Source organism: Mucilaginibacter terrae (genome assembly GCF_031951985.1).
Lineage (GTDB): Bacteria > Bacteroidota > Bacteroidia > Sphingobacteriales > Sphingobacteriaceae > Mucilaginibacter > Mucilaginibacter terrae_A.
In genome coordinates this window covers 515,724-540,199 of record NZ_JAVLVU010000001.1, presented here as the reverse complement: position 1 = coordinate 540,199, position 24,476 = coordinate 515,724, and the positions used below count along the sequence as shown (strand labels likewise).

At 43.2% G+C, this 24,476-nt stretch carries 26 protein-coding genes; 15 read left to right on the top strand and 11 right to left on the bottom strand.

Features of this window, described 5'->3' with window-relative positions:
• The first annotated feature begins 45 nt into the window (after window positions 1-45).
• The gene (locus QE417_RS02325; protein ID WP_311947274.1) at window positions 46-537 is read left to right on the top strand and encodes a D-glycero-alpha-D-manno-heptose-1,7-bisphosphate 7-phosphatase; all 492 of its coding nucleotides are present in this window, start codon (window positions 46-48) and stop codon (window positions 535-537) included.
• 21 nt (window positions 538-558) lie between these two features.
• Here the strand turns inward: QE417_RS02325 and QE417_RS02320 are convergent, their stop codons facing one another.
• Entirely contained in the window at window positions 559-1,119 is a 561-nt protein-coding gene (locus tag QE417_RS02320) for a PAS domain S-box protein (protein ID WP_311947273.1), read from the bottom strand.
• Entirely contained in the window at window positions 1,059-2,888 is a 1,830-nt protein-coding gene (locus tag QE417_RS02315; protein ID WP_311947272.1) for a PAS domain-containing protein, read from the bottom strand. Before QE417_RS02315 ends, QE417_RS02320 begins: the two co-directional genes overlap by 61 nt.
• Before the next feature lie 370 nt (window positions 2,889-3,258).
• On the opposite strand from QE417_RS02315, the gene hisG reads away from it, so the two are divergent.
• The 10 genes from hisG (at window position 3,259) to QE417_RS02265 (ending at window position 11,822) form a co-directional block, all read left to right on the top strand.
• The gene (gene hisG / locus QE417_RS02310) at window positions 3,259-4,110 is read left to right on the top strand and encodes an ATP phosphoribosyltransferase (RefSeq protein WP_311947271.1); all 852 of its coding nucleotides are present in this window, start codon (window positions 3,259-3,261) and stop codon (window positions 4,108-4,110) included.
• A 44-nt stretch (window positions 4,111-4,154) separates the two neighbouring features.
• A complete protein-coding gene (gene hisD, locus QE417_RS02305; RefSeq protein WP_311947270.1) occupies window positions 4,155-5,444 on the top strand; it encodes a histidinol dehydrogenase in 1,290 nt (429 codons plus the stop codon).
• Between the two features lie 112 nt (window positions 5,445-5,556).
• Window positions 5,557-6,603 (top strand): histidinol-phosphate transaminase, encoded by a 1,047-nt coding sequence (hisC, locus tag QE417_RS02300; RefSeq protein WP_311947269.1) that lies wholly within the window; start codon window positions 5,557-5,559, stop codon window positions 6,601-6,603.
• On the top strand, window positions 6,600-7,745 hold the full coding sequence (hisB, locus tag QE417_RS02295; RefSeq protein WP_311947268.1) for a bifunctional histidinol-phosphatase/imidazoleglycerol-phosphate dehydratase HisB: 1,146 nt from the start codon (window positions 6,600-6,602) through the stop codon (window positions 7,743-7,745). The genes hisC and hisB overlap by 4 nt, the downstream gene beginning before the upstream one ends.
• A 98-nt stretch (window positions 7,746-7,843) precedes the next feature.
• Complete coding sequence (hisH, locus tag QE417_RS02290) at window positions 7,844-8,434, top strand: imidazole glycerol phosphate synthase subunit HisH (RefSeq protein WP_311947267.1); 591 nt, start codon at window positions 7,844-7,846, stop codon at window positions 8,432-8,434.
• A 3-nt stretch (window positions 8,435-8,437) separates the two neighbouring features.
• Window positions 8,438-9,187 carry a 1-(5-phosphoribosyl)-5-[(5-phosphoribosylamino)methylideneamino]imidazole-4-carboxamide isomerase gene (locus QE417_RS02285; RefSeq protein WP_311947266.1) on the top strand — a complete coding sequence of 250 codons (750 nt, stop codon included), beginning with the start codon at window positions 8,438-8,440 and terminating at the stop codon, window positions 9,185-9,187.
• Window positions 9,188-9,293: 106 nt separating this feature from the next.
• A complete protein-coding gene (hisF, locus tag QE417_RS02280; protein WP_311947265.1) occupies window positions 9,294-10,046 on the top strand; it encodes an imidazole glycerol phosphate synthase subunit HisF in 753 nt (250 codons plus the stop codon).
• Between the two features lie 173 nt (window positions 10,047-10,219).
• On the top strand, window positions 10,220-10,852 hold the full coding sequence (gene hisIE / locus QE417_RS02275) for a bifunctional phosphoribosyl-AMP cyclohydrolase/phosphoribosyl-ATP diphosphatase HisIE (RefSeq protein ID WP_311947263.1): 633 nt from the start codon (window positions 10,220-10,222) through the stop codon (window positions 10,850-10,852).
• Between the two features lie 66 nt (window positions 10,853-10,918).
• The gene (locus QE417_RS02270; RefSeq protein WP_311947262.1) at window positions 10,919-11,704 is read left to right on the top strand and encodes a WD40 repeat domain-containing protein; all 786 of its coding nucleotides are present in this window, start codon (window positions 10,919-10,921) and stop codon (window positions 11,702-11,704) included.
• Window positions 11,676-11,822 (top strand): hypothetical protein, encoded by a 147-nt coding sequence (locus QE417_RS02265; protein WP_311947261.1) that lies wholly within the window; start codon window positions 11,676-11,678, stop codon window positions 11,820-11,822. The genes QE417_RS02270 and QE417_RS02265 overlap by 29 nt, the downstream gene beginning before the upstream one ends.
• Window positions 11,823-12,062: 240 nt before the next feature.
• Here QE417_RS02265 and QE417_RS02260 read toward each other — a convergent pair whose 3' ends face one another.
• Window positions 12,063-13,121, bottom strand: coding sequence for a helix-turn-helix transcriptional regulator (locus QE417_RS02260; protein WP_311947260.1), 1,059 nt, complete (start codon window positions 13,119-13,121; stop codon window positions 12,063-12,065).
• A gap of 205 nt (window positions 13,122-13,326) precedes the next feature.
• On the opposite strand from QE417_RS02260, the gene QE417_RS02255 reads away from it, so the two are divergent.
• From QE417_RS02255 to QE417_RS02240, 4 genes are read left to right on the top strand one after another with little or no spacing between them, the layout of a single operon-like run.
• A complete protein-coding gene (locus tag QE417_RS02255) occupies window positions 13,327-14,823 on the top strand; it encodes an RtcB family protein (protein WP_311947259.1) in 1,497 nt (498 codons plus the stop codon).
• Window positions 14,824-14,862: 39 nt separating this feature from the next.
• Window positions 14,863-15,615: a hypothetical protein gene (locus QE417_RS02250; RefSeq protein ID WP_311947257.1), complete on the top strand. Its 753-nt coding sequence runs from the start codon at window positions 14,863-14,865 to the stop codon at window positions 15,613-15,615.
• Window positions 15,616-15,660: 45 nt separating this feature from the next.
• Window positions 15,661-16,416 carry a nucleotidyltransferase domain-containing protein gene (locus QE417_RS02245; RefSeq protein WP_311947255.1) on the top strand — a complete coding sequence of 252 codons (756 nt, stop codon included), beginning with the start codon at window positions 15,661-15,663 and terminating at the stop codon, window positions 16,414-16,416.
• A complete protein-coding gene (locus QE417_RS02240; protein WP_311947254.1) occupies window positions 16,413-17,483 on the top strand; it encodes a DNA polymerase beta superfamily protein in 1,071 nt (356 codons plus the stop codon). Before QE417_RS02245 ends, QE417_RS02240 begins: the two co-directional genes overlap by 4 nt.
• A 49-nt stretch (window positions 17,484-17,532) precedes the next feature.
• Here the strand turns inward: QE417_RS02240 and QE417_RS02235 are convergent, their stop codons facing one another.
• The 8 genes from QE417_RS02235 to QE417_RS02200 form a co-directional block, all read right to left on the bottom strand.
• Entirely contained in the window at window positions 17,533-17,712 is a 180-nt protein-coding gene (locus QE417_RS02235) for a hypothetical protein (RefSeq protein WP_311947253.1), read from the bottom strand.
• Between the two features lie 358 nt (window positions 17,713-18,070).
• Window positions 18,071-18,958: a bestrophin family protein gene (locus tag QE417_RS02230; RefSeq protein ID WP_311947252.1), complete on the bottom strand. Its 888-nt coding sequence runs from the start codon at window positions 18,956-18,958 to the stop codon at window positions 18,071-18,073.
• Between the two features lie 105 nt (window positions 18,959-19,063).
• Window positions 19,064-19,615 (bottom strand): lipocalin family protein, encoded by a 552-nt coding sequence (locus QE417_RS02225; RefSeq protein ID WP_311947251.1) that lies wholly within the window; start codon window positions 19,613-19,615, stop codon window positions 19,064-19,066.
• Between the two features lie 153 nt (window positions 19,616-19,768).
• Complete coding sequence (locus QE417_RS02220) at window positions 19,769-20,653, bottom strand: right-handed parallel beta-helix repeat-containing protein (protein WP_311947250.1); 885 nt, start codon at window positions 20,651-20,653, stop codon at window positions 19,769-19,771.
• 113 nt (window positions 20,654-20,766) lie between these two features.
• Window positions 20,767-21,924 (bottom strand): pectate lyase, encoded by a 1,158-nt coding sequence (pelA, locus tag QE417_RS02215; protein WP_311947249.1) that lies wholly within the window; start codon window positions 21,922-21,924, stop codon window positions 20,767-20,769.
• Between the two features lie 11 nt (window positions 21,925-21,935).
• Window positions 21,936-22,898: a pectinesterase family protein gene (locus tag QE417_RS02210; RefSeq protein WP_311947248.1), complete on the bottom strand. Its 963-nt coding sequence runs from the start codon at window positions 22,896-22,898 to the stop codon at window positions 21,936-21,938.
• Between the two features lie 4 nt (window positions 22,899-22,902).
• Entirely contained in the window at window positions 22,903-23,682 is a 780-nt protein-coding gene (locus QE417_RS02205; protein WP_311947246.1) for a rhamnogalacturonan acetylesterase, read from the bottom strand.
• Window positions 23,683-23,685: 3 nt separating this feature from the next.
• Window positions 23,686-24,459 carry a rhamnogalacturonan acetylesterase gene (locus QE417_RS02200; RefSeq protein WP_311947245.1) on the bottom strand — a complete coding sequence of 258 codons (774 nt, stop codon included), beginning with the start codon at window positions 24,457-24,459 and terminating at the stop codon, window positions 23,686-23,688.
• Between the last annotated feature and the right edge of the window lie 17 nt (window positions 24,460-24,476).

Sequence of the window (24,476 nt, the reverse complement as noted above, 5' to 3'; positions counted from 1 at the left end):
ACCGGTACCTAAGCCTTATATTTGGTATTGATTACACAATATAACATGACTAATAAGAACAAAGCGGTATTTTTAGACCGCGACGGCGTTTTGAACAAGGAACTTGGCGACTATGTATGCCGGGTTGAAGACTTTAAAGTGCTTGATAACTTTGCCGCTTTAAAGGAACTGCAAGATAGAGGTTTTTTATTAATTGTAGCAACCAATCAGGGAGGTTTGGCAAAAGGCTGGTATACCGAAGAAACCCTGGCCCAAATGCACCAACACTTAAAAGACACTTATGCACAGCATGGTGTAACTTTTACCGATATTTATTACTGCCCGCATCACCCTAACTTTACCGGTACATGCAATTGCCGTAAGCCACAACCCGGTATGTTGTTACGTGGTATTGAGCAGTACAACCTCGACCCTGCCCTATCTTACTTTATTGGCGACCGCGAGCGAGATGTAGAAGCTGGCACTTCTGCTGGTGTTACCGGTATATTAATAAACAGCGACCAGCCCATAAGCGAGATACTGCACCTTATAAAGTAAGCTTCAATTTAACGAATGATGTCACCCTCCATGAGCGGCAGAGGTTAAGTCTAAATTTTCATTTACCCGTTCAGATATTACATGAACAATACTGTCGAGCTCCTGTGCGCAGTGGTTGATCATTTCAAAAATTTCTTCGCGTTCATGCTCGGTTTGTACATCTTTAGCCAGATAAACCAACCCGAGTATGGATGCCACAGGCCGCCGTACCTCGTGCGAACTAAGCCAGGCAATTTCCTGCAAGGTTTTATTTTGCTGGTTTACCCGTTCTTCCTTCTCTTTACGGCTGGTAATTTTTTGATGAACGGCTATGTAACCTGTGTGTTTACTTAAGCTATCAAACAGCGGGGTATATTCAATTTCGAGCCATTGACGACCGCAATACGGTAAGTAGTGGGTTACTTCAATGGCAAATGTTTCGATCCGGGCTTTGCGCTCATTAATAATATCGAGCATTTGGGCAGGCACTTCAAGGTCGGCAAGCACATCATTAAAATGGTTACCTATTAAGTTTTCTATACCTAATTGCGAGTAATCTTCAAAAGCTTTGTTAACCCAGGTAATATTGTCTTGCTTGTCCATAACCACCACCATGTTGTTAACCTTGGTAATAATTTCGGCAAGGCGCTTATTTTCCTCGTCGTAGCGCTTAAGTATTCATCAATGTTTTTTACAGCTCCAATAAGCCTTACAGGTGTACCAGCATCATCATAAATAAAATATCCCTGATCGTAAACATATTTATATTCCTGCTGCCCGCAGTCAATACGATATTCACACCACCAGTTAGTTCCTTTATTTTGTAACACTTTAGCCTGGCTTTTTACCACACTTGCAACGTCATCAGGATGAATTAAAGAACGCCACCAGTGTAAATCATAGTTTATATTCCGCAAATCGCAATTTAGTAACTGAGTTAGGCTTGTGTTGTAAATGATGTTATTATGCACCATATCGTAATCATAAATAACATCATTGGTAGCTTTAAGTACGATGTGGTAGCGTTCGAGCGCTTGCTTGAGTTGAATATCTTTATTTTTTTGCCCGGTTATATCCTGAAAATATATAGCTAAACCCTCATCCGTTGGATAAACAGAATACAGTAGCCACTTTTCTAAACTTTGCGCATAATTTTCAAACCTGCGAGACCGGCGATCGGTCAATACCTCTCTAAACTGTTTGCAAGCACTGTCTTCTTTATCTTCATGGAAAACATCGAGCAAATAGCGCCCCAATACATCTTTAGCCCAAAAGCCGGTCTCCTCTTCAAACTTCGAATTTACTTTTATAAATTTAAGCTCGTTATCCAAAGCAAAAAAGCTTTCACTCATAGAGTTTAAGGTATCTTCGAGATTAATCTGGTATTTATTGCGCTCTAATTCGAGCCTCTTATACGCGGTTATATCTTGCATGATGCCTGTTATTTTATAAGGCTCGCCATTAAGCATTTCGAGTTTGGCTTGTTGCCTTACATAACAGATTTTGTTATTGTTTAATACTAACCGTATTACCAAATTAACCTCCTGATTACTTTTAATCAGGCATTCAAGAGCTTTCTCAGTTTTGTCCCTATCATCATCATGAACAATTTTCAGATACCGGTGCCATAGATTTTGGTGATTGTCGGGATGGGTTTCGGTCAGTATGTGCATTTCGTCCGACCACATCATGTTTCTGTTGCTTACGTAAAGCTCCCAGCCGGCCACTTTGGCTATCTTTTGTGTTTGAATCAATTTTCCCTGCTTTTCAAGCAGTTCATTATTCAGGCTTTTTAATCGCTGTTCAAAAATAATATGATCGTTAACGTCCTGGGCAATTACCATTACATGCAGCTTGTTATTAAATTTAACTTGCTGTGCGCTAATGTTTACATAAATTAATGTACCATCAGCTTTCTTATGTATCCAGGTACCCGAATGCTTTATCCGTTTTGAAACTGTTTTAATTGATTGTATGACTTTTTCACGATCCTCCGGCGGACGTATATCCAGAATACTCATGCTAAGAAATTCGTCTTTACTGTAACCGTAGTTTTGCACGGCCGAATCATTTACCGATACAAACTTCAAAGTTTCCGTATCATATATCCACATGGGCAATGGGCTGCCCGCATACATATCACGGTATTGCTTTTCGCTTTCGGTTAAGCGTACATCATCGTCTTTTATTAGTTTCCATAACAAGCAGCCTGTTATTAAAACATAAAATATACCTTTTGATACGTTTATTACATGATATAATGAGGTATTGATACTATCATAGAAGTAAGACAGCAATTTATCGCTCAGTGTAATCCATAATATACCGAGTACTACATAAATAATTGCAATACGAATTGCGCCTAACCTCATGAGTCCTCCTTTAATATTAAAAGTAACGGCATATATGTAACAATAATAAGTAAGTTATAAACTAATATACCAAAACTCTCAAAAGTTTCAGGGTAAACAATATTTTGTTTAATATTTCACTACTTTACTTACAACGCTGATGTTTAAGATAAGTCTATAAGCAAGATAGATTACTTTTTGTTAAAATTTTGATTTTATAAATAACTCTTTATATTTGCCGCAGCTCATCAAAACGTTAGCTATTAAAAATGAACGGTTTCAACTTACATCATCTGCATATCCATCGCCCCTTGTGGCGATAATATTGATGTATGTTTCTACGTGAAATAACAAACCTCCGTTTATTTTATAGTTTAATACCCCCAACTTTGTGAAAACACTTAAAATTGCTATCCAGAAATCTGGAAGGCTCAATGAAAAATCTGTAGAGCTGCTCAAAAATTGCGGCCTTAATTTCGAAAACTACAAAAGCTCATTAATATCGCCGGTCTCTAACTTTCCGTTAGAAATACTTTTTTTGCGCGACGATGATATACCCGAATACGTACAAGATGGCATTGCCGACCTGGGCATTGTAGGCGAAAACGTAATACAGGAAACCGAAGTTGAAGTAAGTTACCTGCAACGTCTCGGCTTTGGTAAATGCTCGCTTAAAATAGCAGTACCCAACAATACCAATATCGAAACCGTTGCCGACCTAAACGGCCGCTCCATTGCCACCACCTACCCCGCCATCCTTCGTAAATACTTAGACAACCTAAACATTAACGCCGAAATACGCACCATATCTGGTTCGGTTGAAATTTCGCCGGGTTTGGGTTTGAGTGATGCCATTTGCGATTTGGTATCAACAGGTGGTACGCTAAAAAGCAACGGATTAAAACCTTTTGCCGATGTAATGTCGAGCGAGGCGGTCATGATTGGTCGCCCGGGTTCGGAAAACGATGATTTGATACAGGAACTGATACAACGCATACAGTCGGTATTACGTGCTAAAGAAACTAAGTATGTAGTATTGAATGCTGAGCGTGCTAACCTGCCTAAAATACTGGAATTGTTACCAGGCGTAAAAAGCCCATCAGTAGTGCCACTGGCCGAGGAAAACTGGGTAGCTGTACACACCGTAATACCCGAGCGCGACTTTTGGAGCCGCATAAGCCAGCTTAAACAAGCCGGCGCGCAAGGTATTGTGGTAATGCCGATAGAGAAAATTATATTGTAAAACCCCCCAGCCCCCTAAAGGGGGAGCTATTAAAAATGTTTAATATGCTTAAGGTTTATAATTATGCCGATTTAAGCGCTGCAGAGGTTAAAACTCTGGTACAGCGTAATATTGATGCGGCCAATGAGATACGCTCGGTTGTTGAAACCATTATTGACACCGTGCAACAACAAGGCGACCGTGCCCTGTTTGATTTTGCACAAAGGTTTGATAAGGTACATTTAGATAAGCTTTATTTAGATAAAGCCGAACTTGCCGAAATTGCCACCGCCCTGTTACCCGAACAAAAAACCGCGCTTGAGGTAGCCTATAAAAATATATGGAAGTTTCACGAAGGCCAGCTCAAAACCGAAGATAAGGTAGAAACCATGCCCGGCGTTACCTGCTGGCGCGAGTTGCGGCCTATTGAAAAGGTTGGCCTGTATATTCCGGGTGGTTCGGCCGTGTTGCCCAGCACATTTTTAATGCTGGGTATACCTGCCCGCATTGCCGGTTGCAAAGAAGTTGTGGTTTGCTCTCCTCCTGGTAAAAATGGTAAAGTGAACGCTTTTATAGCCTACGTGGCACAAATGCTGGATATTGACCGTGTTTATTTGGCAGGAGGTGCACAAGCCATAGCTGCTATGGCTTATGGTACTGAGAGCATAACCAAGGTTGATAAAATATTTGGCCCCGGCAACCAATTTGTAACCAAGGCCAAAACCATTATTCAAAGCACCACCATTACGGCTATTGATATGCCCGCCGGACCATCAGAAGTATTGGTGATTGCCGATGAAACTGCCAACCCGGCTTATATAGCTGCCGATCTGCTGGCACAGGCTGAGCATGGCATTGATAGTCAGGCGGTATTAGTAGCTACCTCTGCCGAAATGGTTGAACAAACCATCAGTCAGTTAGAGAAGCAGTTACCCGTACTTCCGCGTGCCGAAATAGCCGCACAGGCCATTGCCAATTCGTACGCCGTTGTGGTGAACAATTTGGGTGAAGCCATGCAGTTCAGCAACCAGTACGCGCCCGAGCATTTAATACTGGCTACCGAAAATTGGGAGCAGATCACCGTAGACATCATCAACGCAGGTTCGGTATTTTTGGGCAACCAAACCCCGGAGAGCGTGGGCGACTATGCATCGGGCACCAACCATACCCTGCCAACCAGCGCTTATGCCAAGGCTTATTCGGGCGTATCGGTCGATTCGTTTGTGAAGAAGATCACGTTTCAGCATTTAACGCAGCAGGGTATTCAGAATATTGGCCCGCATGTAGAAATATTGGCCGATTTGGAGGGACTGCATGCGCATAGGAATGCGGTAAGTGTGAGAACCCAACAATAATTATTTACACCGTCATTGCGAGGAACGAAGCAATCTCTGGACTATGCATTAAACGCTTTGCATTCGCAGAGATTGCTTCGTACCTCGCAATGACGAGCCTAACGAAAGAATAATGTTCGATATCAATAACATCCTTCGGGAAAACATAAAAAACTTAAAACCCTACTCATCCGCACGTGATGAGTTTAAGGGCGAGGCCAGCGTGTACCTCGATGCTAATGAAAACGCTTTTGGCTCTCCCTTGGAAAAAGCCTACAATCGCTACCCCGATCCGCTGCAATACGCAGTTAAAATGCGTTTGAGCGAAATTAAAGGCGTACCTGCGCGCAACATATTTTTGGGTAACGGCAGCGATGAAGCTATAGACATTTTGTTTCGCAGCTTTTGTAATCCGGGAGTAGACAATGTAATACTGGTGCCGCCTACGTACGGCATGTACGAAGTATCGGCTAATATTAACGATATTGCCATTAAAAGGGTAAACCTTACCGAGGAATATCAGCTTAACCTGGAAGGCATTGCTGAGGCCATCGATAAAAACACGAAACTTATCTTCGTTTGCTCGCCTAATAACCCTACCGGTAACTCTATCAAACGCGACGATATTGAAACTTTGCTGGCCAACTTTAATGGTTTGGTAGTGATTGATGAGGCGTATATTAATTATAGTCGTCAAAAGAGCTTCATTCAGGAACTTACCGAATACGCCAATTTGGTAGTACTGCAAACCCTTTCTAAAGCATGGGGATTGGCGGCCTTACGTGTAGGCATGGCCTTTGCCAGCGAAGAGATCATCGGCGTGATGAATAAGGTTAAGCCGCCATATAACATCAACGAAGCCTCGCAACAACTGGCACTGGAAGCATTGCAAAACGTAGAGCAGGTGAACAACTGGATAAAAGAAACACTTGCTGAGCGCGATAATTTGGTACTTAAACTTAAGGAATTTGATTTTGTAGTTGACATTTACCCGTCGGACGCTAACTTTATATTAGCAAAAACTACCGATGCCAAGGGTATTTACAAGTATTTGGTTGAGCATGGTATTATTGTACGCGACCGTAGCAAGGTTGAGCTGTGTGAAGGTGCTTTACGCATAACTATTGGCACGCCACAAGAAAATATCACCCTCATTAATACGTTAACTAACTTTAAATGAGCGCAAAAAAAATTTTATTTATAGATCGCGACGGCACCATGATTAAAGAATGTGCCGACGAACAGATAGACTCATTTAACAAACTGGAGTTTTACCCCGGTGCGCTTACCTACCTGCCCCGTATTGCCAAAGAACTGGATTACGAACTGGTGCTGGTAACCAACCAGGATGGTTTAGGCACCATCTCCCACCCCGACGAAAACTTTTTCCCGGTGCACGAACTGGTGATGAAAACCTTTGCCGGCGAGGGTGTAAACTTTGCCGCCTCATTTATCGACCGCACTTTTGCCATAGACGGTGCCCCCACCCGCAAGCCAGGCACAGCCATGTTAACCGAATACTTTGACGCCGAAAAATACGACCTCGAAAACTCGTTTGTAATAGGCGACCGCCTGAACGATGTGCTGCTGGCTAAAAATTTAGGTACCAAATCAATCTGGCTTAACAGCGGCTTAGGCATGGGAGCCGGCGAGTTTACCGTTGAACAAATTGAGGCCATAAATGCCACCGTAGCTATCAAAACTTTAGAGTGGGAAAAGATTTACGAATACTTAAAAGTAGGCAAGCGTGTTATTGAGCACCGCCGCACTACTAAAGAAACCGATATTTTTATCAAAATTGACTTGGATGGAACGGGTGAGGCTAAGGTAAATACGGGCTTACACTTTTTCGATCACATGTTAGACCAAATTGCCCGTCACGGTAGCATTGATTTGGAAGTGGTAGCTAAAGGCGATTTACATATCGACGAACATCACACCATTGAAGATACCGGCATTGCACTGGGCGAAGCCATGGCCACGGCCTTGGGCAACAAGCGCGGCATTGAGCGTTACGGTTTCTGTTTGCCTATGGACGATTGCCTGGCGCAGGCAGCCATCGACTTTGGCGGCCGCAACTGGATAGTTTGGGAAGCCGATTTTAAACGCGAAAAGGTGGGCGACATGCCGACAGAAATGTTTTACCACTTCTTTAAGTCGTTTACCGATGCCTCGAAAAGCAACCTCAACATAAAAGCCGAAGGCTATAACGAACATCACAAAATAGAAGCTATATTTAAAGCCTTTGCCAAAGCCATAAAAATGGCCGTAAGGCGCGATGTGAACAATATGGTTTTACCAAGTACGAAGGGAGTACTTTAAAAGAGAATCAAGAATATAGAGTCAGGAATCAAGACAGTAACATGCTTAGCTTCGTATCTGTATTCTTGACTCTGTACTCTTGTCTCTAAATAAAAAACATGATAGGAATTATCCGTTACGGTGCAGGCAATATATTCTCGCTTACTTCGGCTTTAGACAGGTTGGGAATTGCTTATGGCATGGTGCATACTGAAGAAGACCTGGCCCAGTACGACCGTTATATTATTCCGGGTGTGGGGCATGCTGGTGCTGCCATGAATAAGTTGGAACAAACAGGCTTGGTACCTGCTATTAAAGCGTTGCAAAAACCAACGCTGGGTATTTGTGTGGGTATGCAATTAATGACGGCATACTCGGAAGAGGGCGACGCCAGTTTGCTGAACATTTTCCCAAACAAAACTTTGCGTTTTAAAGATAGTGACCACTATAAAGTACCACACACCGGCTGGAATCGCGTTCATCAGGACAAAACAAACCCGCTGTTTGAAGGTATACCTGATGATGCTCACTTTTATTTTGTGCATTCTTATTACATAGAATACAACGATTTATATACTTTAGCCTCAACAAATTACAGTTTGCCATATTCGGCATCAATTTGGCATAATAACTTTTACGGTGTTCAGTTCCACCCCGAAAAATCGGGTGTTTACGGTGAGACACTTTTAGCTAATTTTTCAAAAATTTAAAGCATGTACATTATTCCTGCTATCGACATACTGAACAAAAAGGTTGTCCGTCTTCGCGAGGGCGATTATAACCAGGTTACCAACTACGAGGTAAGCTTAGAAGAAATGATCGATAAGTACCAGTCGATAGGTACCGAACTGATTCATATCATTGACCTGAACGGCGCCAAAGGCGATTTCAGCAACCAGCAGTACCTGTTTGATGTGATCAAAAAAACCGACATGAAAATTCAGTACGGCGGTGGTATCCGCAGTATCGAAAAGGTTCAGGAATTAACCGATGCCGGCATCGCCCGTGTTATTGTAGGTACGCAAGCCATCAGCAATCCTACTTTTTTGGATGAACTGAGCAAAGCCATGTGCGGCAGCACCAAATGCGCCGACAAAATTGTGGTAGCTATTGACGTTTTAGACGAGGTTATCAAATATTCTGGCTGGATGGAAAGCTCGCCAATCAAACTCATCGACTACGTTGACCGTTGTTTGCATTTAGGATTCTACCGTTTCCTGTGCACCGACATTAATAAAGACGGCAAATTGGGCGGCGCAGGCATAGAACTTTATCAAAAACTGCTCGACCACTCCCCTTTCATTAAGCTGATTGCCTCTGGCGGTGTAAGCTCGATGAATGACATTGAAGAGTTATGCAAGATCAAGGTGGAAAGCTGCGTAGTGGGTAAAGCCATTTACGAAGAGCGCATTACTATTGAGGATGTAAAGAACTGGAATTTGAAGTCGTTGATCTCTATATAATACAAAACCCCGTCATTGCGAGGAACGAAGCAATCTCTGCGTAGACAATCACAGGTTCAAGCATAGTTCAGAGATTGTTTCGTTCTTCGCAATGAAGCTTTATAATATGCTCGCAAAAAGAATCGTCCCCTGCCTCGACGTTAAAGACGGTCGCACGGTTAAAGGTGTGAACTTTGTTGACCTGCGCGATGCCGGCGACCCGGTTGAACTGGCCTGGAACTACTCGCAGCAAGGCGCCGACGAACTGGTATTCCTGGATATTACCGCCACACACGAGCGTCGTAAAACCATGGTGGAGCTGGTTAAATCAGTCGCTCGTCAAATCAACATACCTTTTACCATTGGAGGCGGTATTAACGAAATTGCCGATGCCGATGCATTATTAAATGCAGGTGCCGATAAGATTTCGATAAACTCCGCAGCGGTGCGTAATCCGGCCTTGATAGACGAGCTGGCCAAAGCCTTTGGCGTACAGTTTGTCATTGTTGCGGTTGATACACGTTTGGTTGAAAATACCAACATCGTTCACCTCAACGGCGGCCGCATAGCTACCGATAAAGAAACCTTAAGCTGGATAAAAGAAGCCGAAAGCCGCGGCGCAGGCGAAATATTGCTTACCTCGATGGACCATGATGGTACTAAAGCTGGCTTCGATAATAAATTGCTTAAAATAGTGAACGATGCCGTGCATATCCCGGTAATTGCATCGGGCGGTGCAGGTAGCGTTCAGCATATTGTGGATGTGTTTGAGCAAACCAATGTTGATGCGGCTCTGGCTGCTTCAGTGTTTCATTATGGGGAGATATTGATCCCGGATTTAAAGGATGTGTTGCGGGCTAACAAGATAGAGGTTAGATAATTAAACCTTTCGCAGTTTGCGTTAGGGATAGAAGCGGAAAGCCCGGAACGAAGCATAGCGGAGTGAGGACTTGTAGCGTATAGCCCGGGCCGAAGGCAACGCCCATATTATTAGTTAAAATAGTTAAAATGCCATAGCCACGTGTCTGTGACATAATTAAAAATATACCCGAAATGCAAATAGATTTCACCAAATCGCCCGACGGATTAGTACCCGTAGTTATACAGGATGAGCAAACCCTGGAAGTGCTCATGCTCGGTTACATGAACCAGGAGGCGTACGATAAAACCGTTCAGGATAATGTAGTTACCTTTTACTCACGCTCTAAAAACCGCTTGTGGACCAAGGGCGAAACCAGCAACAACTTCCTGCATGTAAAAAGTATTCATATTGATTGCGATAACGATACCATTTTAATTAAAGCTAAGCCCGACGGCCCTACCTGCCATACCGGTGAACGTAGCTGTTTTAAAACCACTTATAATCAAAACTTTATCCTCGAGTTAGAGAACATTATTGATGACCGTTACACCAATCCACAGGAAGGCTCGTACATTAACAAACTCCGCAAAAAAGGCCTCAACAAAATAGCCCAGAAAGTTGGCGAAGAAGGCGTTGAAGTAGTAATTGCTGCCTTAGCCGAAACAGAGGCTGACCTGATTGGCGAAGCATCTGATTTGGTTTTTCACTTGCTGGTGCTACTTAAAGAAAAGGGCTTAAGCCTGGAAACGATAGCGAAGAATTTGGAAGGAAGGCATACCCCCCAACCCCCCGAAGGGGGAGTTGCTCATAAATACGGCAACTAACTATTATGCAATCGTTTATAATCCATATAGAAACTTTTACTCCCCCTTTAGGGGGCTGGGGGGCTTATGGTCGTTAATAAATCATTCGAACTAACCGGCCACGGCAACCCAATCTTTGCGCTCGAACTATCGCAAAAGCCCGGTATATTGTTTAGTGCCGGTAATGATAAGGGATTAGTGGAATGGGGCCTCGAGAAACAGGCTTTTATAAAGGTGATGTTCCCCGTGGCGGCATCGGTTTATGCTATTCATTGCCCCGAAGGCTTTCCTTTGATGTTTGCCGGTTTGCGTAATGGTGATGTGCTGGTTTTTAACTTTATTGAGCAGAAGATCACTCATACGCTTAAGCAGCATAGCAAACCTATATTCGATATTAAATCGGTTAAGGGCAAGCAGGAGTTATTGGTGGCATCAGAAGATGGCAACGTGAGCGTTTGGAACCTGAATACGTTCGGGTTATTGCATTCGGTAAAGGTTTCGCACGATACCATCCGCAGTATCAGCATTTCGCCTGATGAAAAGCAGTTGGCCTTTGGTTGCCGCGATAATTCGGTACAAATATATAACCTTGACGATTATGGCCATTTAGGCAGTCTGAAAGACCACAACATGGCCGTGTTTACGGTGCAGTATTCGCCCGATGGGCAATACCTGTTATCAGGTGCCCGCGATGCACAAATCAAAATTTGGGACGTGGCAACCTTGTCACTCAAACAAAGCATCCAGGCACATATGTTTGCGGTAAACCATATCGTCTTTCACCCTACCGAGCCTTACTTTGCAACCGCCAGTATGGACAAAAGCATTAAAATTTGGGGAGCCGATGATTTTAAACTTTATAAAAATTATTAGTCGCGAAAAGGGTTACGCTTCGCACGTGTTATCGGTAAATAAATTGGCCTGGAATGGCAATCAGCTGCTTTCAACCGGTGACGATAAGCGGATTATTGCTTGGGATGTGGAGTTTTAGAAAACCCTCTGCCCACCGTCATTTCGACATCAGGAGAAGTCTTGTTAGAGCGGATGAACTTTGCAGTTTGAACAGGATTTCTCTCTGTCGTTCGAAATGACAATTCTTTTATTTCACTAACTCTTCCCCCTATCATTGACGTTAGGAGAAATCTTTTCGAGGCGATTAGCTTATAAATTCGAAAAGATTTCTCGCTATCGCTCGAAATGACAGGCGTTTATTACCCATCACTCCCCCCACTCACTCCCAATCCTCAATTATCTTCTTTCTCTCCTTATCCTCGTCACTCTGCTCATACCCATTCAAAGCTTTAAGTAACTGGGCCTTAATTTGCTTAACTAACACCCGCGGACCCAACACACGCATCTTTGACCCAAAGCCAAGCAACTCACGCTCCAGCTCAAAGTTGAGGATGACACGGATGCTGAAAATCTTGCCGGTTTCGTCTTCGTGTAATTGCTTTTGGGTATGGTGCAGGGGTTTGGTTATTACATAGGGGGCGTTTTGTTTGTCAACCCAAAACACTACCTCGCAGGTGGGCTGATTGGAGCTTTTGGTTACGCCCAGTACATCATCATAGTACGTGGCTAAATCTATTTGAGTATTGGGGCGGTAGTCTTCGGCGTGTTCTTCTATGGCTTGTATACGGTCTAACGCCAGCGTAAGCAGCGGACCGTTACGTTGGTGCGAGCGGCCCAGCACAAACCAACGGTTGCGGTATTCTTTAAGCAAATAGCCGCTCAGGCAAAACGTGCTGGCCTCGCGCGCCTTAAACGATTGGTAGGTTACACACAGCGTACGCTTAGCCACAATGGCTTTGCGTATAACCTCAATCCACTCCAGGCCTTTCAGGTTGTCGTTCTTCTCAAAATCTATCACCGGGGTGCTCTGCGTTTTTTGGGTGTAAATTTTGTCTTCCAATTTGCTCACCATTTCGCTTACATCACTAAAATGGCCAAAACCTTTAAACTGCTTCAACAGGTCGGATACCTCGGTTAGTACCTGTAAATCCTGCTGGTTGAGCGGGATGTTGGTAATGCTGTAATTTTTATCGGCGTAGGTGTAATACTTTTTATCGGTAACTACAATGGGCGCTTCGTAGCCCAGCTTGTTGCTGCGCATCATCTCTATATCGGCTTGTATGGTGCGCCGGCTTACCCCGCTGGTTATACCCTGGTACTCGTATATAGCTTCGGAGCAAGCCTCAATTAAATCATCGAGCGTCCACTTGCGGCGGCGGTTTTGCAGGCAGCTGTCAATAGTGCGGTAGCGGATGAGGGCGTTGCGGTTAACGGGCATGTGATCAGAATTTGTCTTGAACAGGAATTTTATGAATTTTTAGGATTCACAGAATTCTTTTCAACCTTAATAAATTCTGTCAATTCAATTAATTCTTGAAATTCGAGTTCAAGACAATTCTTAAAATTCGTGTTCAAAAACGAATTTATTAAAAATATTTTCAACTACGCAAATACATTGCGCACTTGGTATATTCCTTTGTAGCATGAGAAAGCAAAATAACACCAACAGCCTCCCTGCCGAGGCAAACGTGGGGATAAAAGTAAGCAACAGCGAACTGAAAGCTTTGGGTATAAACGATAACGACATACTGGCCAACTTTAGTCGCGTGGCTAATGGCTTGCTTAAATATAACGTAATGCAAAAGGCCGAAATACTGGCTAACCTCGAAGCGCTGATTAACGACCCTATGCCCTACGCGCTTAAAAAAGGCGGCAAGTTTAAAAACCTGGCCGACGATGTCATTGCCCTGCGTAAAGAAGGCAAGTTTATAAAACAAGAACGCAGCAATTTTAAGCTGAAAGAAGAGATAGCCGATTTCCCGGTTTGGGGGATGGAACATATTGAGGTTGGCGCCCTGGCACAGATGCGCACCGCTATACAATTGCCCATAGCGGTGGCCGGGGCGCTTATGCCCGATGCCCACCAAGGCTACGGCCTGCCTATTGGCGGCGTGCTGGCTACCACGGCTAACACCATTATTCCGTTTGCGGTGGGGGTTGATATTGCCTGCCGCATGTGCCTGAGCATTTATGAATTGCCTGCCCAAACTGTAGATACCAAAACCGATATGCTGAAAAACATACTGGTTGAAAATACAAATTTTGGTATTGGCGGAACCACCAAAACGCACTTCGATAGCTCGTTGTTTGATAGCGCTACCTGGAACGAAACCAAGGTAATACGCGGACTTAAAGATAAAGCTTACGCCCAGTTAGGTACCAGCGGTACCGGCAACCACTTTGTAGAATGGGGCGAGCTTACATTGGTCGACGATGCTTTGGCAGGTATACCAGCGGGTAATTACCTGGCCTTGTTGTCGCACTCGGGGTCGCGCGGGTTTGGGGGTAGCATTGCCGATTATTATAGCAAAATAGCCATGACCAAAACCAAGCTACCGCCCGAAGCCAAACACCTGGCCTGGTTAGATTTGGATAAAGATGAGGGACAGGAATACTGGATTGCCATGAACCTGGCCGGCGAATATGCCAGTGCCAACCACCACGAAATACATAACAAAATTGCGCGTGCCTTAGATTTGCAACCTTTAATGATGATCGAGAACCACCACAATTTTGCCTGGAAAGAGCAACTGGCCGATGGTACCGAGGTTATGGTGCACCGTAAGGGTGCTACCCCGGCGGGCGAAGGCGTGTTGGGGATTATTCCAGGTAGCATGAGTACGCCCGGTTTTGTGGTTCGCGGTAAGGGTAACGCCGAAAGCATCAATTCGGCCAGCCACGGCGCGGGCCGTTTGATGAGCCGAAGCGCCGCCTTTAAAACGCTGGACAAAGCCGCCATTGCCGCCAACCTCGTAGACAAGCGCATCACCCTCTTGGGCAGCGACATGGACGAAGCCCCCATGGCCTACAAGGACATCCACGCCGTTATGGCCGCGCAAAATGATTTAGTGGATGTATTGGCCAAGTTTGAACCGCGGATTGTGAGGATGGCGGATGCGAGGGAGAGGCCGGAGGATTGAAATACATTTACATAACTATAAACCTTATAATATTAAAATATGAAATCATTAGAAAGTTGGCACTCTGAAATAATGGCTCACATGAAAGGAAGCGGTCTGATAAATTTATCAGAGTATAAAAATAATGGCACTTCTATTTTCATCACTTTCACAGATATAACAAGAAGTAAAAGAAGTTTAAAAGAATTTGATTGTTCTGACTTTAAACATGCAGATGATTTTAATTTTATTTCACAAGACCTCATTTACTCAATCTCCATATTGGAGCTATTGCATCCTAAAATCAACAATGCTTTAAAAGAAAATGGTACCTATCATCAAAACTTAGAAGACCATATGTACCTTCGTTACGCAAGTTATAGCCTACAAACAATTTACAGCTTTTGGGATCGGATTGGGGATTTTTTAGATTTCTTTTTTGATACGAAGCAAAAAGGGGATGTGTATTTGTCGAGGGTCTTGGATCGTTTTCCACAAAACTTTCGTTCGACTACTTATGATGAGTTATTAGATTTATACAAAGTCAAAGTATTGCCAGTAGTAACAGAACGACATTTAACAGTTCATACTTTTACGTTGAAAGCTAAATTTTATTGGGGAGTAATAGAACATGGCGGGAGAAACTATGAAAAGCTGGAAGCCCTCCAAAAAGAGAAAGATTCATATCCATCATTATTTAGAGAACAGTTGAATTATATGTTTAATGGATTTACATTAGCACTAAAATTAGTTTCCGAACTACCTGACAATTTACCTAACAGTAAAGATGCTGTTCCAATAATCACTGAGTGAAATGCTAAACAATCATTCGATGAGTAATAAAAATTAAAAGCTGTAATGAAAAATACCATCCTGCAAAAGCTCGTTGAATTAGAGCAGGCAGAAAACATAAAAATACTGTATGCCTGCGAATCGGGTAGCCGGGCGTGGGGCTTTGCCTCGCCCGATAGCGATTTTGATGTGAGGTTTATATATACACGTCATACTAATCATTATTTGAGTATAGCTGACACAACCGATGTAGTTGGTTTGCCGGTTAACGAGGTATTGGATATAAGCGGTTGGGACATTAAAAAAACGCTAAAGCTGTTTTTAAAATCGAACGCCCCGTTGTATGAATGGCTGCAATCGCCCATTGTGTATCAACAAAATGATGCCTTTGCTGCCGAATTGAAAGGCTTGATGCCGTCGTATTTCTTGGCGCGGTCGGCCGCTAACCATTATTTATCAATGGCTTACAATACGCTGCGCGATGATTTGCAAAACGAGCAGGTAAAACTAAAACGTTATTTTTATGCCTTACGCCCGGCGTTGGCCTGTTTATGGGTTGTGGATAATCAAACCGTTCCGCCTATGGAATTTGAGCCGCTGAGGGCATTAATAGCTGATATGACGGTACAGCAGCACATTGACGATTTGTTAGAACGCAAAAAGGATGCTGTCGAAAAAGCGCTTATTGAACCTGTATTACCATTAAATAATTGGCTGGCCGAAACATTAGAGTATTGCAGAGAAAAATTAACACTGTTACCGTCGGAACGAAAAGATACCTTGGAATTAGATGCCGTTTTTAGAAAATACCTGCTGCCATGACGTTTGATGAACTGAAAAATCATAAGGAGTTAATACTACTGGATTGTATCAGCGGTAGCACGGCTTATAACCTGAACATCAAGGGTTCTGACGTGGATAAAAAAGGCATATTTATTATGCCCAGGCAACAGCTATACAGTTTTACCCAAAACGAGCAAATAGCTAATGTCACCAATGATGAAGTGTATTTTGAGATTAGCCGTTTTTTGGATTTGCTCGAAAAAAACAATCCTAATATACTCGAATTGTTGGCCACACCGCCCGAGTTTGTCTTGTTTCGGCACCCTCTAATGAACTTAATTAAGTCGGAGGACTTTTTATCAAAACTTTGTTTACAAACCTTTGCCGGTTATGCACAAACGCAAATAAAAAAGGCAAATGGGTTAAACAAGAAAATTAACAGGCCGCTTGAAGGTGAACGTAAATCGGTACTTGATTTTTGTTATGTGATTTATAATAATGGCAGCGTTAAGCTAACCCAATGGCTAAGTGATACCAACTACATGCAAGAGGAATGTGGCTTGGCAACAGTAGAGCATTTCAGGAATGTATACTTGTTGTATCACCAAACTCAGTTAAACAACGGGCTTTACTTTAAAGGTATCGTATCGGGCGTTGATGCAGATGATGTGCAACTAAGCCCTGTACCTAAGGCATTAGAGTATATGGCCGTTATGTCGTTCAATCAAGATGCTTATTCGGTTTATTGCAAAGAGTACAGAGAATATAAGGAGTGGGAAAATAAGCGGAATGACTTAAGGTATCAAAGCACACTTTCGCACGGTAAAAGCTACGATGCCAAAAACATGATGCATACCTTCCGCCTCCTTAATATGGCCGAAGAAATTGCATTACATCAACAAGTAATTGTAAAACGTGCCGACCGCGAATTTTTATTAAAAATCAGAAACGGCGAATTTGAGTTTGAAGAACTGTTGTTAATGGTAGAAGAAAAAATGGAACACATAACAGCTCTCTACCAAAAATCGGCACTACCCGACAAACCCGATATCCAATTAGCCGAAAATATTTTGATTGAGATTAGGACAGAGTTTTATAAGAGTTAACCCAAATTCCCCAGCCGCAAGCCCCCCTTGCGGCTTTTTTTATTAAAACTTAAACCTGCTTCCCTCTAAAATTACCCATAACCGAAAGAAAGATTAACCCGATACCAACGCCAAGCAATAGCCCGTTTGCAAAATCGGGCAGTGCGGTGTAATGCCCAACAATAAAGCTGGCCGATATTATGAATAAGCCTGCGGGCATAAGCAAACGGATGGGTAAATCGGTTTTCATGCGGTGATAAATTGATAAGTAAACTTAGTAATTGATTTTATAATTTCAAGCAGCAACATTGGAAGTGCAGGTTGTTAGTTTATGGTTATGAACGCCGTACGGCGATCCCCTCAAACTTTAAATTACCAACCCAAAAATCACCCTAACTACTGACATGATCCTGTCAGTGTTCAAGGTGTTCAACTGCGTTCAAGTGCTCAACATATTTCATGAAACACTTTGTGAAACAGTGGGGTAAAATCGGGCAATTTCGCGGTTTTCAGGAGAAAAAAACAAAGGATAGTGAGGGTTGCGGAGCGGGGAGCGAAGAAAATATTTTTGATAAATATCCTCGCTCTCAACGCCCCCATCCCCGCTCCTACATTACGTAATATTTGGTAGGCGGCTCAATTTTATTGGCCGGTGGTTGGCCCACCATCTCCAGCAACGTATTTTCAATCGACTTAGACAGGGTGGTCATTGGGGTATCGGTAGGGCGGTTTTCAAATGGGTCCTGCATTAAAATGGCGGTTTGCTCTATGGCAATAAACAATGCGGGCACTATAATGGTGAGCGATATTTCTACCAGTTTGCTTTGGTCTTCGAGGCCAAAGGGCAGCATGGTCATCAGCACGTATATTAAGCAGTGTATCAACACACTATATGCATTAGGGAACACGGTATTTTTAATGCGCTCGCACTTCCCCATGGAGTCGCATAGCTTTACAATGGTATTGTCAATTTGTACCTGCTTGTTGGGGTTCAAACCAAACCTTTCAGCAGCCTGGGCCAAGGCTTCGGCATGGTGGTCGAGTATGCGGTTGGGTTTATTGGCACTGTCTTCTCCTTTGGCGGCAAAATAGTCTTTCACTTTAGTACTATGCTCGCACTTACGTAAACTTTCGGATAGGGTAAAACACCATATGCCCTGCCTGCGGGCAAAATCTATGGTTACGGCCAAGCCTTCGGGAGTATTTGGCATAAAGTTTTTTACCTGCCTTATCAAGCTACGGCTATCATTCACAATGGCGCCCCAAACCACCCGTGCTTCCCACCACCGCTCGTATGATTGCGAGGTACGAAATGCAAGCAACAACGACAAAACAGTGCCTGTAAATGCGGTAACCGCCAAAGGTATCTTAACATCGGCCAGTATACCGTAATGATCAAAAGTGCCGGCCAGCAGTGCGTAACAGGCAATGGCCAATAAATCCCACCTTATAAATCTTAGGAAATAACTTATAGAAATTCGTTTTTTGATGAGCATAGTAATGTGCTTAAACAACAAACACTCATATGTGTTGGCTCGAAGCCCTTAAAAATAATCATTTAACTCACAAAGCCACCATTACATCTCATCACTAAATATCTACTATAAAGCCGAATGATCTGTCCAAACCAGATCTTCGGTTTTATAGCCCAATGCTTTGGCCTGGGCAAGGTACTTTTCTTTAACTTCGGCAGGCATATCAGGGGTGCGTGATAGTAACCAGAGGTACTTTAAATTATTTCCGGCTATTAAGGCATATTTGTAATCAGGGTCAATGGCAATTACATTGTAACCAGAGTAAAACGGACCGAAGAAAGAAACTTTAAGTCTGCCGGTTTCAGGTCCTTCTACAAATTTAGCTTTGCCTATACTTTGCTTCCACTTACCCTCTTTCTTGTTAAAGCCTTTATTATCAACACGTATTTTATCAGTATCCTGTATTGAATATGTTGCTGTTACCTGGCTGAGGCCTTTTTCAAACTTAAAGTCCATGCGGGCAACTTCGTACCAGGTGCCAAGGTATTTGTCTTTGTTAAATGGCTTAACCGCATATGCTCCTTTTGGTATAGCCACACACGCCGACAAAGCCAAAGCCGCTGTTGCAGCAGCAGCACCCATCATGGCAATAACAAAGGATGTTCGTTTTATATTCATCGTTACAAATTAGCTCATACCATAACAGTGCAACTTATAAAAGGTGTGCTGTTATAGTATACTAAAATGCAGCCTGCCTATAAACATAAACAGAGGCTGCCTTTTTAAAACAGCCTCTATGCTTAACCAATTAGACTTTTGGTTATAAATTAATTAATAAATGCGGTAAAATAATGCCAAACCGTTGCCCGAGCCGCCGCTGCCAGTTCTAGTAATATGTCCTGTATTACCATTACCGTCATACCCTGCACCAATATTGTTATTTGAGGTACAATTGGTTACCGTATGTGCCACCGTTTGACCTGCACTTCCCAGTTTAAACCCGTTACCGTCGCCCGCGCTGCCGTAACCATTGTTGGTTGCAGTACAATTGGTAATGGTAACCGTATAGGGCTGACCGTATAGATCCCAGCCGTCATCAGAATTATGGTTGGCCACGCAGTGGTCAAACTTGTTGTTTTTACCGGCCGATAATTTGCAGGCAAATCCGTCTGCATTTTCGCCGCCATTAGCCACGTCGTAATTTTCGGTAGAGGTACAATACGTAATATTGCAATCATGCGCACCGTTGTATACCTGTATACCCGAATCTTTATTACCGGTAGCGGTTATCTTGTAGGCATAATTGTACCCTCCTATCTGGAATACAATGCCACAATCAGGAGCATTTTTTATGGTGATGTTTTGGATGTTCCAATAGCTGCCATTCACCTTTACTCCCCAGCCCGATGCAATACCCGAGCAGTTTAGTGTGCCGCCCGATAAATTGATTTTAGCGCTTGCTGTACCACTGGCAATTAACTCTAAAGTACGGGTTAAGTTGATGGTGCCAATGATGGTTATAACATCGCCAGGCCTGGCATTTGCTACTGCTGTGCGCAAGGCAGCCTCGGTAGTTACCGTTGTGCTTGCAAGCGTTTGGTAATTACCGCCTGTTGTGGTTGCAACAGCCTCTGGTTGAGCCGGACTTTCATTGCTATTTTTTTGACAGCTGAATAAGGCGCCCGTAAGCACCATCATAATTAGTGTTTTTTTCATCTTTTCGATAATTAAATATTGGTTTTCTAATTGGTTGCTGATTAGTGTTATGCTACTCTGGACGGTACCACTGCCCAACAATAGATCTGTTAGTAAAAGACAGTGTAAAAAGCTTAATTGATGTTATTCTTTTTTTGCCACGCGGCATATTTGTTTAATACCTTTTGCGGATTATAAGTGTACCAGGCGTACCCATCACGCCTTTCACGGTCAACTTCGGCCAGCGTATAAACAAACTTGCTGTCGCGATTGCAAAACAGTGGCTTATGTGTTTTCAACTCATAATACCGGGTCCATATAAGTGGTGCTGTGGCATCATTAACCACAATTTTATCAGTGGTAGATACCCGCACAGCGGTTTGAAGAGGCGGTGCAGGTATTTCCTTTACGATGGTATTACCTATGGCCGACTCGCGAAACCATTGTACCGCATTTTTTATAACGTTGATAAGGGTTGAATCCGGGTTATCAATTTGCATCAGGAAGAGCACCAGGTCGGCGCTTTCTTTATTGCAAATGGCAGGCGGTTCAAATTTTCTGCCCCAAACCGGCAAAAAGGTTACCTCATCATGCTGCTGGCACCAGGCTGTAGGGATGCCGTTATCTTTAATCTGGCATTTTTCAATACACGCTAATGCTTTCGCGAATGCCTCGCTTACTTTATGCTGATACTTATCATCCAAAAAATCAAATGGCTTTTTCCGGGTAGCGGCTTTTTGCAAAACCTCCATTATGCCCGTAAAAACACCGTCGTTAAAGGTAATATGCCTGCTGTAGTTGTTCTCTAATGGATAGTACTGCGGCCACCCCCCGTTTAAATACTGAGCCGATAGTATATAATCCAATCCCTTTAAAATCGCTTTTTTATATTTTTCGTCACGAGTTACTTCAAAAATCTGGGCGAGTGCATATATGTGAGTGAATGTGGTATTGTTATCAAACGTGGTGTTTAGTGTGCTTTTTACAGCTTTAAGGCTATCTTGCTGGGCTGTGTTCAAAATAGCAAACACATCATAGTTTTTAGGCCAGCCACCGTTGGTTTTCTGGAATAAAAGAATGTTGTCTCCTATGCCCGTTATATCAGTTGGTTTGTACTGAGGCTTGCCCGGTAACGGATTTATAACATTGTGTTTATCGGCAATGCCATACCAATGATTTGCACTCTCGGCAAAAGGTTTTGGATCGATGCTAAGCTCCATTGACTGCGCTATTAAAGCGGCGGCTGGTGATATGCTTAATACAAAAAGCAAAAGATATTTAAAGTACTTCATATGCAAATGTTTTAAGGTTGCTGTGGCTCCCAACCTGCCAAAACCAGCTTTTTAGTGTATAGCTTAGCTTCTTCATCAGTTAACTGATGTGACCAAGAGACTCTACTCTCCGGTTGAAAACCCGGTCCTGTGTTTTTGTACTCTGCATAGTAAGCTGTCTTTTCATTTTCAGGATTACGCCAGTTATCCCATCCCGAGGGCGAGATGATATTGCTCAGGTTGCACTCTTTAAAAACCACTTTAGCATGAGGTCGCCACGGACGGCCAAGCGCATAAGAGTTAGCCGGAGCATCGCCCGATATATCACAATTGAGAAATATATAGCCGTATTTAGCAGTTTCTTCGGTTGAAGCGGCGGTAAAGTAAAAGCCTCCTTTTTTTCCAAATAGTTTGCAGTCTTCGAAAAGTGCCGTAGCCGCACCAAAAATAAAATCGGTAGTTCCCTCTATGTAGCATTTATAATAGTATTGGGTACTACCAGGACCATGTGTGTATAACGTATCCTGAAAACCTAAAAACCGGCAATTAAAAAACGCGGCATGATCACCCGTAACAAAAACGGCAACAGCCTGCCCTACCGGCCCCGATGAGTTTTCGAAAGAGATATTTTTTGCGGTTAACCCTTTAGCATACACATAAAAACTCGCCGTTCTTCGGGTACCCAGCGGCTTGCCGGCGCTATCAAGTTTACTGGCATAATTATCATAGGTGATTATGGTGTTCATCACATCTTCCCCTATTAATGTAAGGTTGATCTTAGTTTCCTTAACTTCAATCCGCTCTTTGTATTTGCCTTTTTTTATGAATACTTCTGTAGTTTCGGCGCTGTTTTCCGGAGATGCGTTTATGGCCTCTTGCACGGTTTTAAAATCGCCGCTGCCATCTTGGGCAACTACCCATCTCTTTTTGGCTTCGGCAACTTTTACACCGCCTAAAAGCAGCATTGCAAATAGTATGTATTTCAGTTTTGTCATATGTTTAATGTGTGGCCGCGCCCTCTTCTTTAGCTTTAACTATATAATTTGACAGGTTGAGGCGCTTGGCTTTTATATCATTCAATACTATCTCGGCCATCAGCCTGGCTCCATATTCATTAAAGTGCGTGTTATCATGCCTGCCATGCGGGTAGTTAGGGTGCTCGGCCGAATCCAGCTCCATAAACAGTAATTTCGAGCTTAATGGTCCGAGCTTTTGGTAACACTCACGACTCTGCTTATCCAGATCTATAACCGGGGTTTGTGTTTGAGTACCTACTTCAAAAACAGCTTTTGTGTATTCGGTGTGCGTTTCGCGGGCATTGCCAGCCTGGTCAAAATTATGGCGACTTACAGGGGTTACCAATATTGGAGAAGCACCTTTGGCTCGGGTTTCGGTGATAAACTTAAACAAGTTTAACTTATAATCGGGTACAGGGGTGTACCGATTTGCATATTGTGGTTCTTTAGCTTCATCATTATGCCCAAACTGTATTATCACATAATCACCTGCTTTTAAACTATCGGCAATGGGTTGCCACCTGTTTTCGGCAATAAATGTACGGGTGCTTCTTCCGCCTTTAGCGCGGTTGTCAATTGCCACACGCGAATCAAAGTAATCGGCAAAAGGCATCCCCCACCCGCACACCGGGAACTGCCTTACCGGGTAAAGGCACACAGTAGAATCGCCAATGAGGTAAACCTTAACTTTATCGGGCTTTTTAAAGGCAAGCAGCGCAAAAAGCATCAGGGCGAAGGACAAACAATAGTATCTGTATTTCATCTTTTATTTTATACCTAAGTTTGATATCACAATACGATCGGCCAGGCTTAGCCGCAAACTGCGGATGTCTTTCAAAACTATTTCGGCAACTTTGCGCGCACCCAACTCGCTAAAATGAGTATCATCTGTACGTCCTTGAGGATAATTAGGATTTTGGCCGGGCGATAAATAATTGAACAACATTTTAGAATCTTCAACACCAAAGTTTTGTAGTAGCTCAATGCTTTCTTTATCCAGATCGATCAATGGTACGTTTTGGCTTGCGGCAACAGCTCTTACTATTGGCGCGTAATCCTCATGAGTTTCCTTTACTATGCCAGATGCATCAAACTTGCGCCTGGCCACCGGCGTAATTAATACCGGAATAGCCCCTTTAGCGCGGGTTTCGTTAACCATACGTAACAGGTTTTTCTCAAAATCGGGCTGTGAGGTGAATGTTGATTTTGAGGCCACTTCATCGTTATGGCCAAACTGTATCAAAACATAATCACCGGCTTGCAAACTATCTGTTATTGATTTCCATAAGCCTTCGGAAATGAACGAGCTTGTGCTGCGGCCATTTTTTGCCTTGTTATCAACACGAACTGTTGAATCAAAAAACGCGATGAAAGGCATTCCCCAGCCGGTTTCGGGGTGCGCTTTGGCCTCCTTATTGGCCATGGTTGAATCGCCGGCCAAATAAACCGTCACTTTGCTCGGAGGCAGCCAAAATGCTGAAGCTAAAACCACAACCCCAATCAGGGTAAGCTTATAGCCGGTTAACTGAATAATTTTCATATATGCTTTTAAATACC

Coding starts and splice junctions, on each gene's coding strand:
- QE417_RS02210 (WP_311947248.1), bottom strand. CDS start 22,898: ATGACAAAACTGAAATACATACTATTTGCAATGCTGCTTTTAGGCGGT.
- QE417_RS02285 (WP_311947266.1), top strand. CDS start 8,438: ATGTACATTATTCCTGCTATCGACATACTGAACAAAAAGGTTGTCCGT.
- QE417_RS02315 (WP_311947272.1), bottom strand. CDS start 2,888: ATGAGGTTAGGCGCAATTCGTATTGCAATTATTTATGTAGTACTCGGT.
- QE417_RS02205 (WP_311947246.1), bottom strand. CDS start 23,682: ATGAAATACAGATACTATTGTTTGTCCTTCGCCCTGATGCTTTTTGCG.
- QE417_RS02325 (WP_311947274.1), top strand. CDS start 46: ATGACTAATAAGAACAAAGCGGTATTTTTAGACCGCGACGGCGTTTTG.
- QE417_RS02265 (WP_311947261.1), top strand. CDS start 11,676: ATGATTTTAAACTTTATAAAAATTATTAGTCGCGAAAAGGGTTACGCT.
- QE417_RS02220 (WP_311947250.1), bottom strand. CDS start 20,653: ATGAAAAAAACACTAATTATGATGGTGCTTACGGGCGCCTTATTCAGC.
- hisB (WP_311947268.1), top strand. CDS start 6,600: ATGAGCGCAAAAAAAATTTTATTTATAGATCGCGACGGCACCATGATT.
- hisC (WP_311947269.1), top strand. CDS start 5,557: ATGTTCGATATCAATAACATCCTTCGGGAAAACATAAAAAACTTAAAA.
- QE417_RS02255 (WP_311947259.1), top strand. CDS start 13,327: ATGAGAAAGCAAAATAACACCAACAGCCTCCCTGCCGAGGCAAACGTG.
- pelA (WP_311947249.1), bottom strand. CDS start 21,924: ATGAAGTACTTTAAATATCTTTTGCTTTTTGTATTAAGCATATCACCA.
- hisIE (WP_311947263.1), top strand. CDS start 10,220: ATGCAAATAGATTTCACCAAATCGCCCGACGGATTAGTACCCGTAGTT.
- QE417_RS02235 (WP_311947253.1), bottom strand. CDS start 17,712: ATGAAAACCGATTTACCCATCCGTTTGCTTATGCCCGCAGGCTTATTC.
- QE417_RS02240 (WP_311947254.1), top strand. CDS start 16,413: ATGACGTTTGATGAACTGAAAAATCATAAGGAGTTAATACTACTGGAT.
- QE417_RS02260 (WP_311947260.1), bottom strand. CDS start 13,121: ATGCCCGTTAACCGCAACGCCCTCATCCGCTACCGCACTATTGACAGC.
- QE417_RS02320 (WP_311947273.1), bottom strand. CDS start 1,119: ATGGACAAGCAAGACAATATTACCTGGGTTAACAAAGCTTTTGAAGAT.
- QE417_RS02230 (WP_311947252.1), bottom strand. CDS start 18,958: ATGCTCATCAAAAAACGAATTTCTATAAGTTATTTCCTAAGATTTATA.
- hisD (WP_311947270.1), top strand. CDS start 4,155: ATGCTTAAGGTTTATAATTATGCCGATTTAAGCGCTGCAGAGGTTAAA.
- QE417_RS02245 (WP_311947255.1), top strand. CDS start 15,661: ATGAAAAATACCATCCTGCAAAAGCTCGTTGAATTAGAGCAGGCAGAA.
- QE417_RS02270 (WP_311947262.1), top strand. CDS start 10,919: ATGGTCGTTAATAAATCATTCGAACTAACCGGCCACGGCAACCCAATC.
- QE417_RS02250 (WP_311947257.1), top strand. CDS start 14,863: ATGAAATCATTAGAAAGTTGGCACTCTGAAATAATGGCTCACATGAAA.
- hisH (WP_311947267.1), top strand. CDS start 7,844: ATGATAGGAATTATCCGTTACGGTGCAGGCAATATATTCTCGCTTACT.
- QE417_RS02200 (WP_311947245.1), bottom strand. CDS start 24,459: ATGAAAATTATTCAGTTAACCGGCTATAAGCTTACCCTGATTGGGGTT.
- hisF (WP_311947265.1), top strand. CDS start 9,294: ATGCTCGCAAAAAGAATCGTCCCCTGCCTCGACGTTAAAGACGGTCGC.
- QE417_RS02225 (WP_311947251.1), bottom strand. CDS start 19,615: ATGAATATAAAACGAACATCCTTTGTTATTGCCATGATGGGTGCTGCT.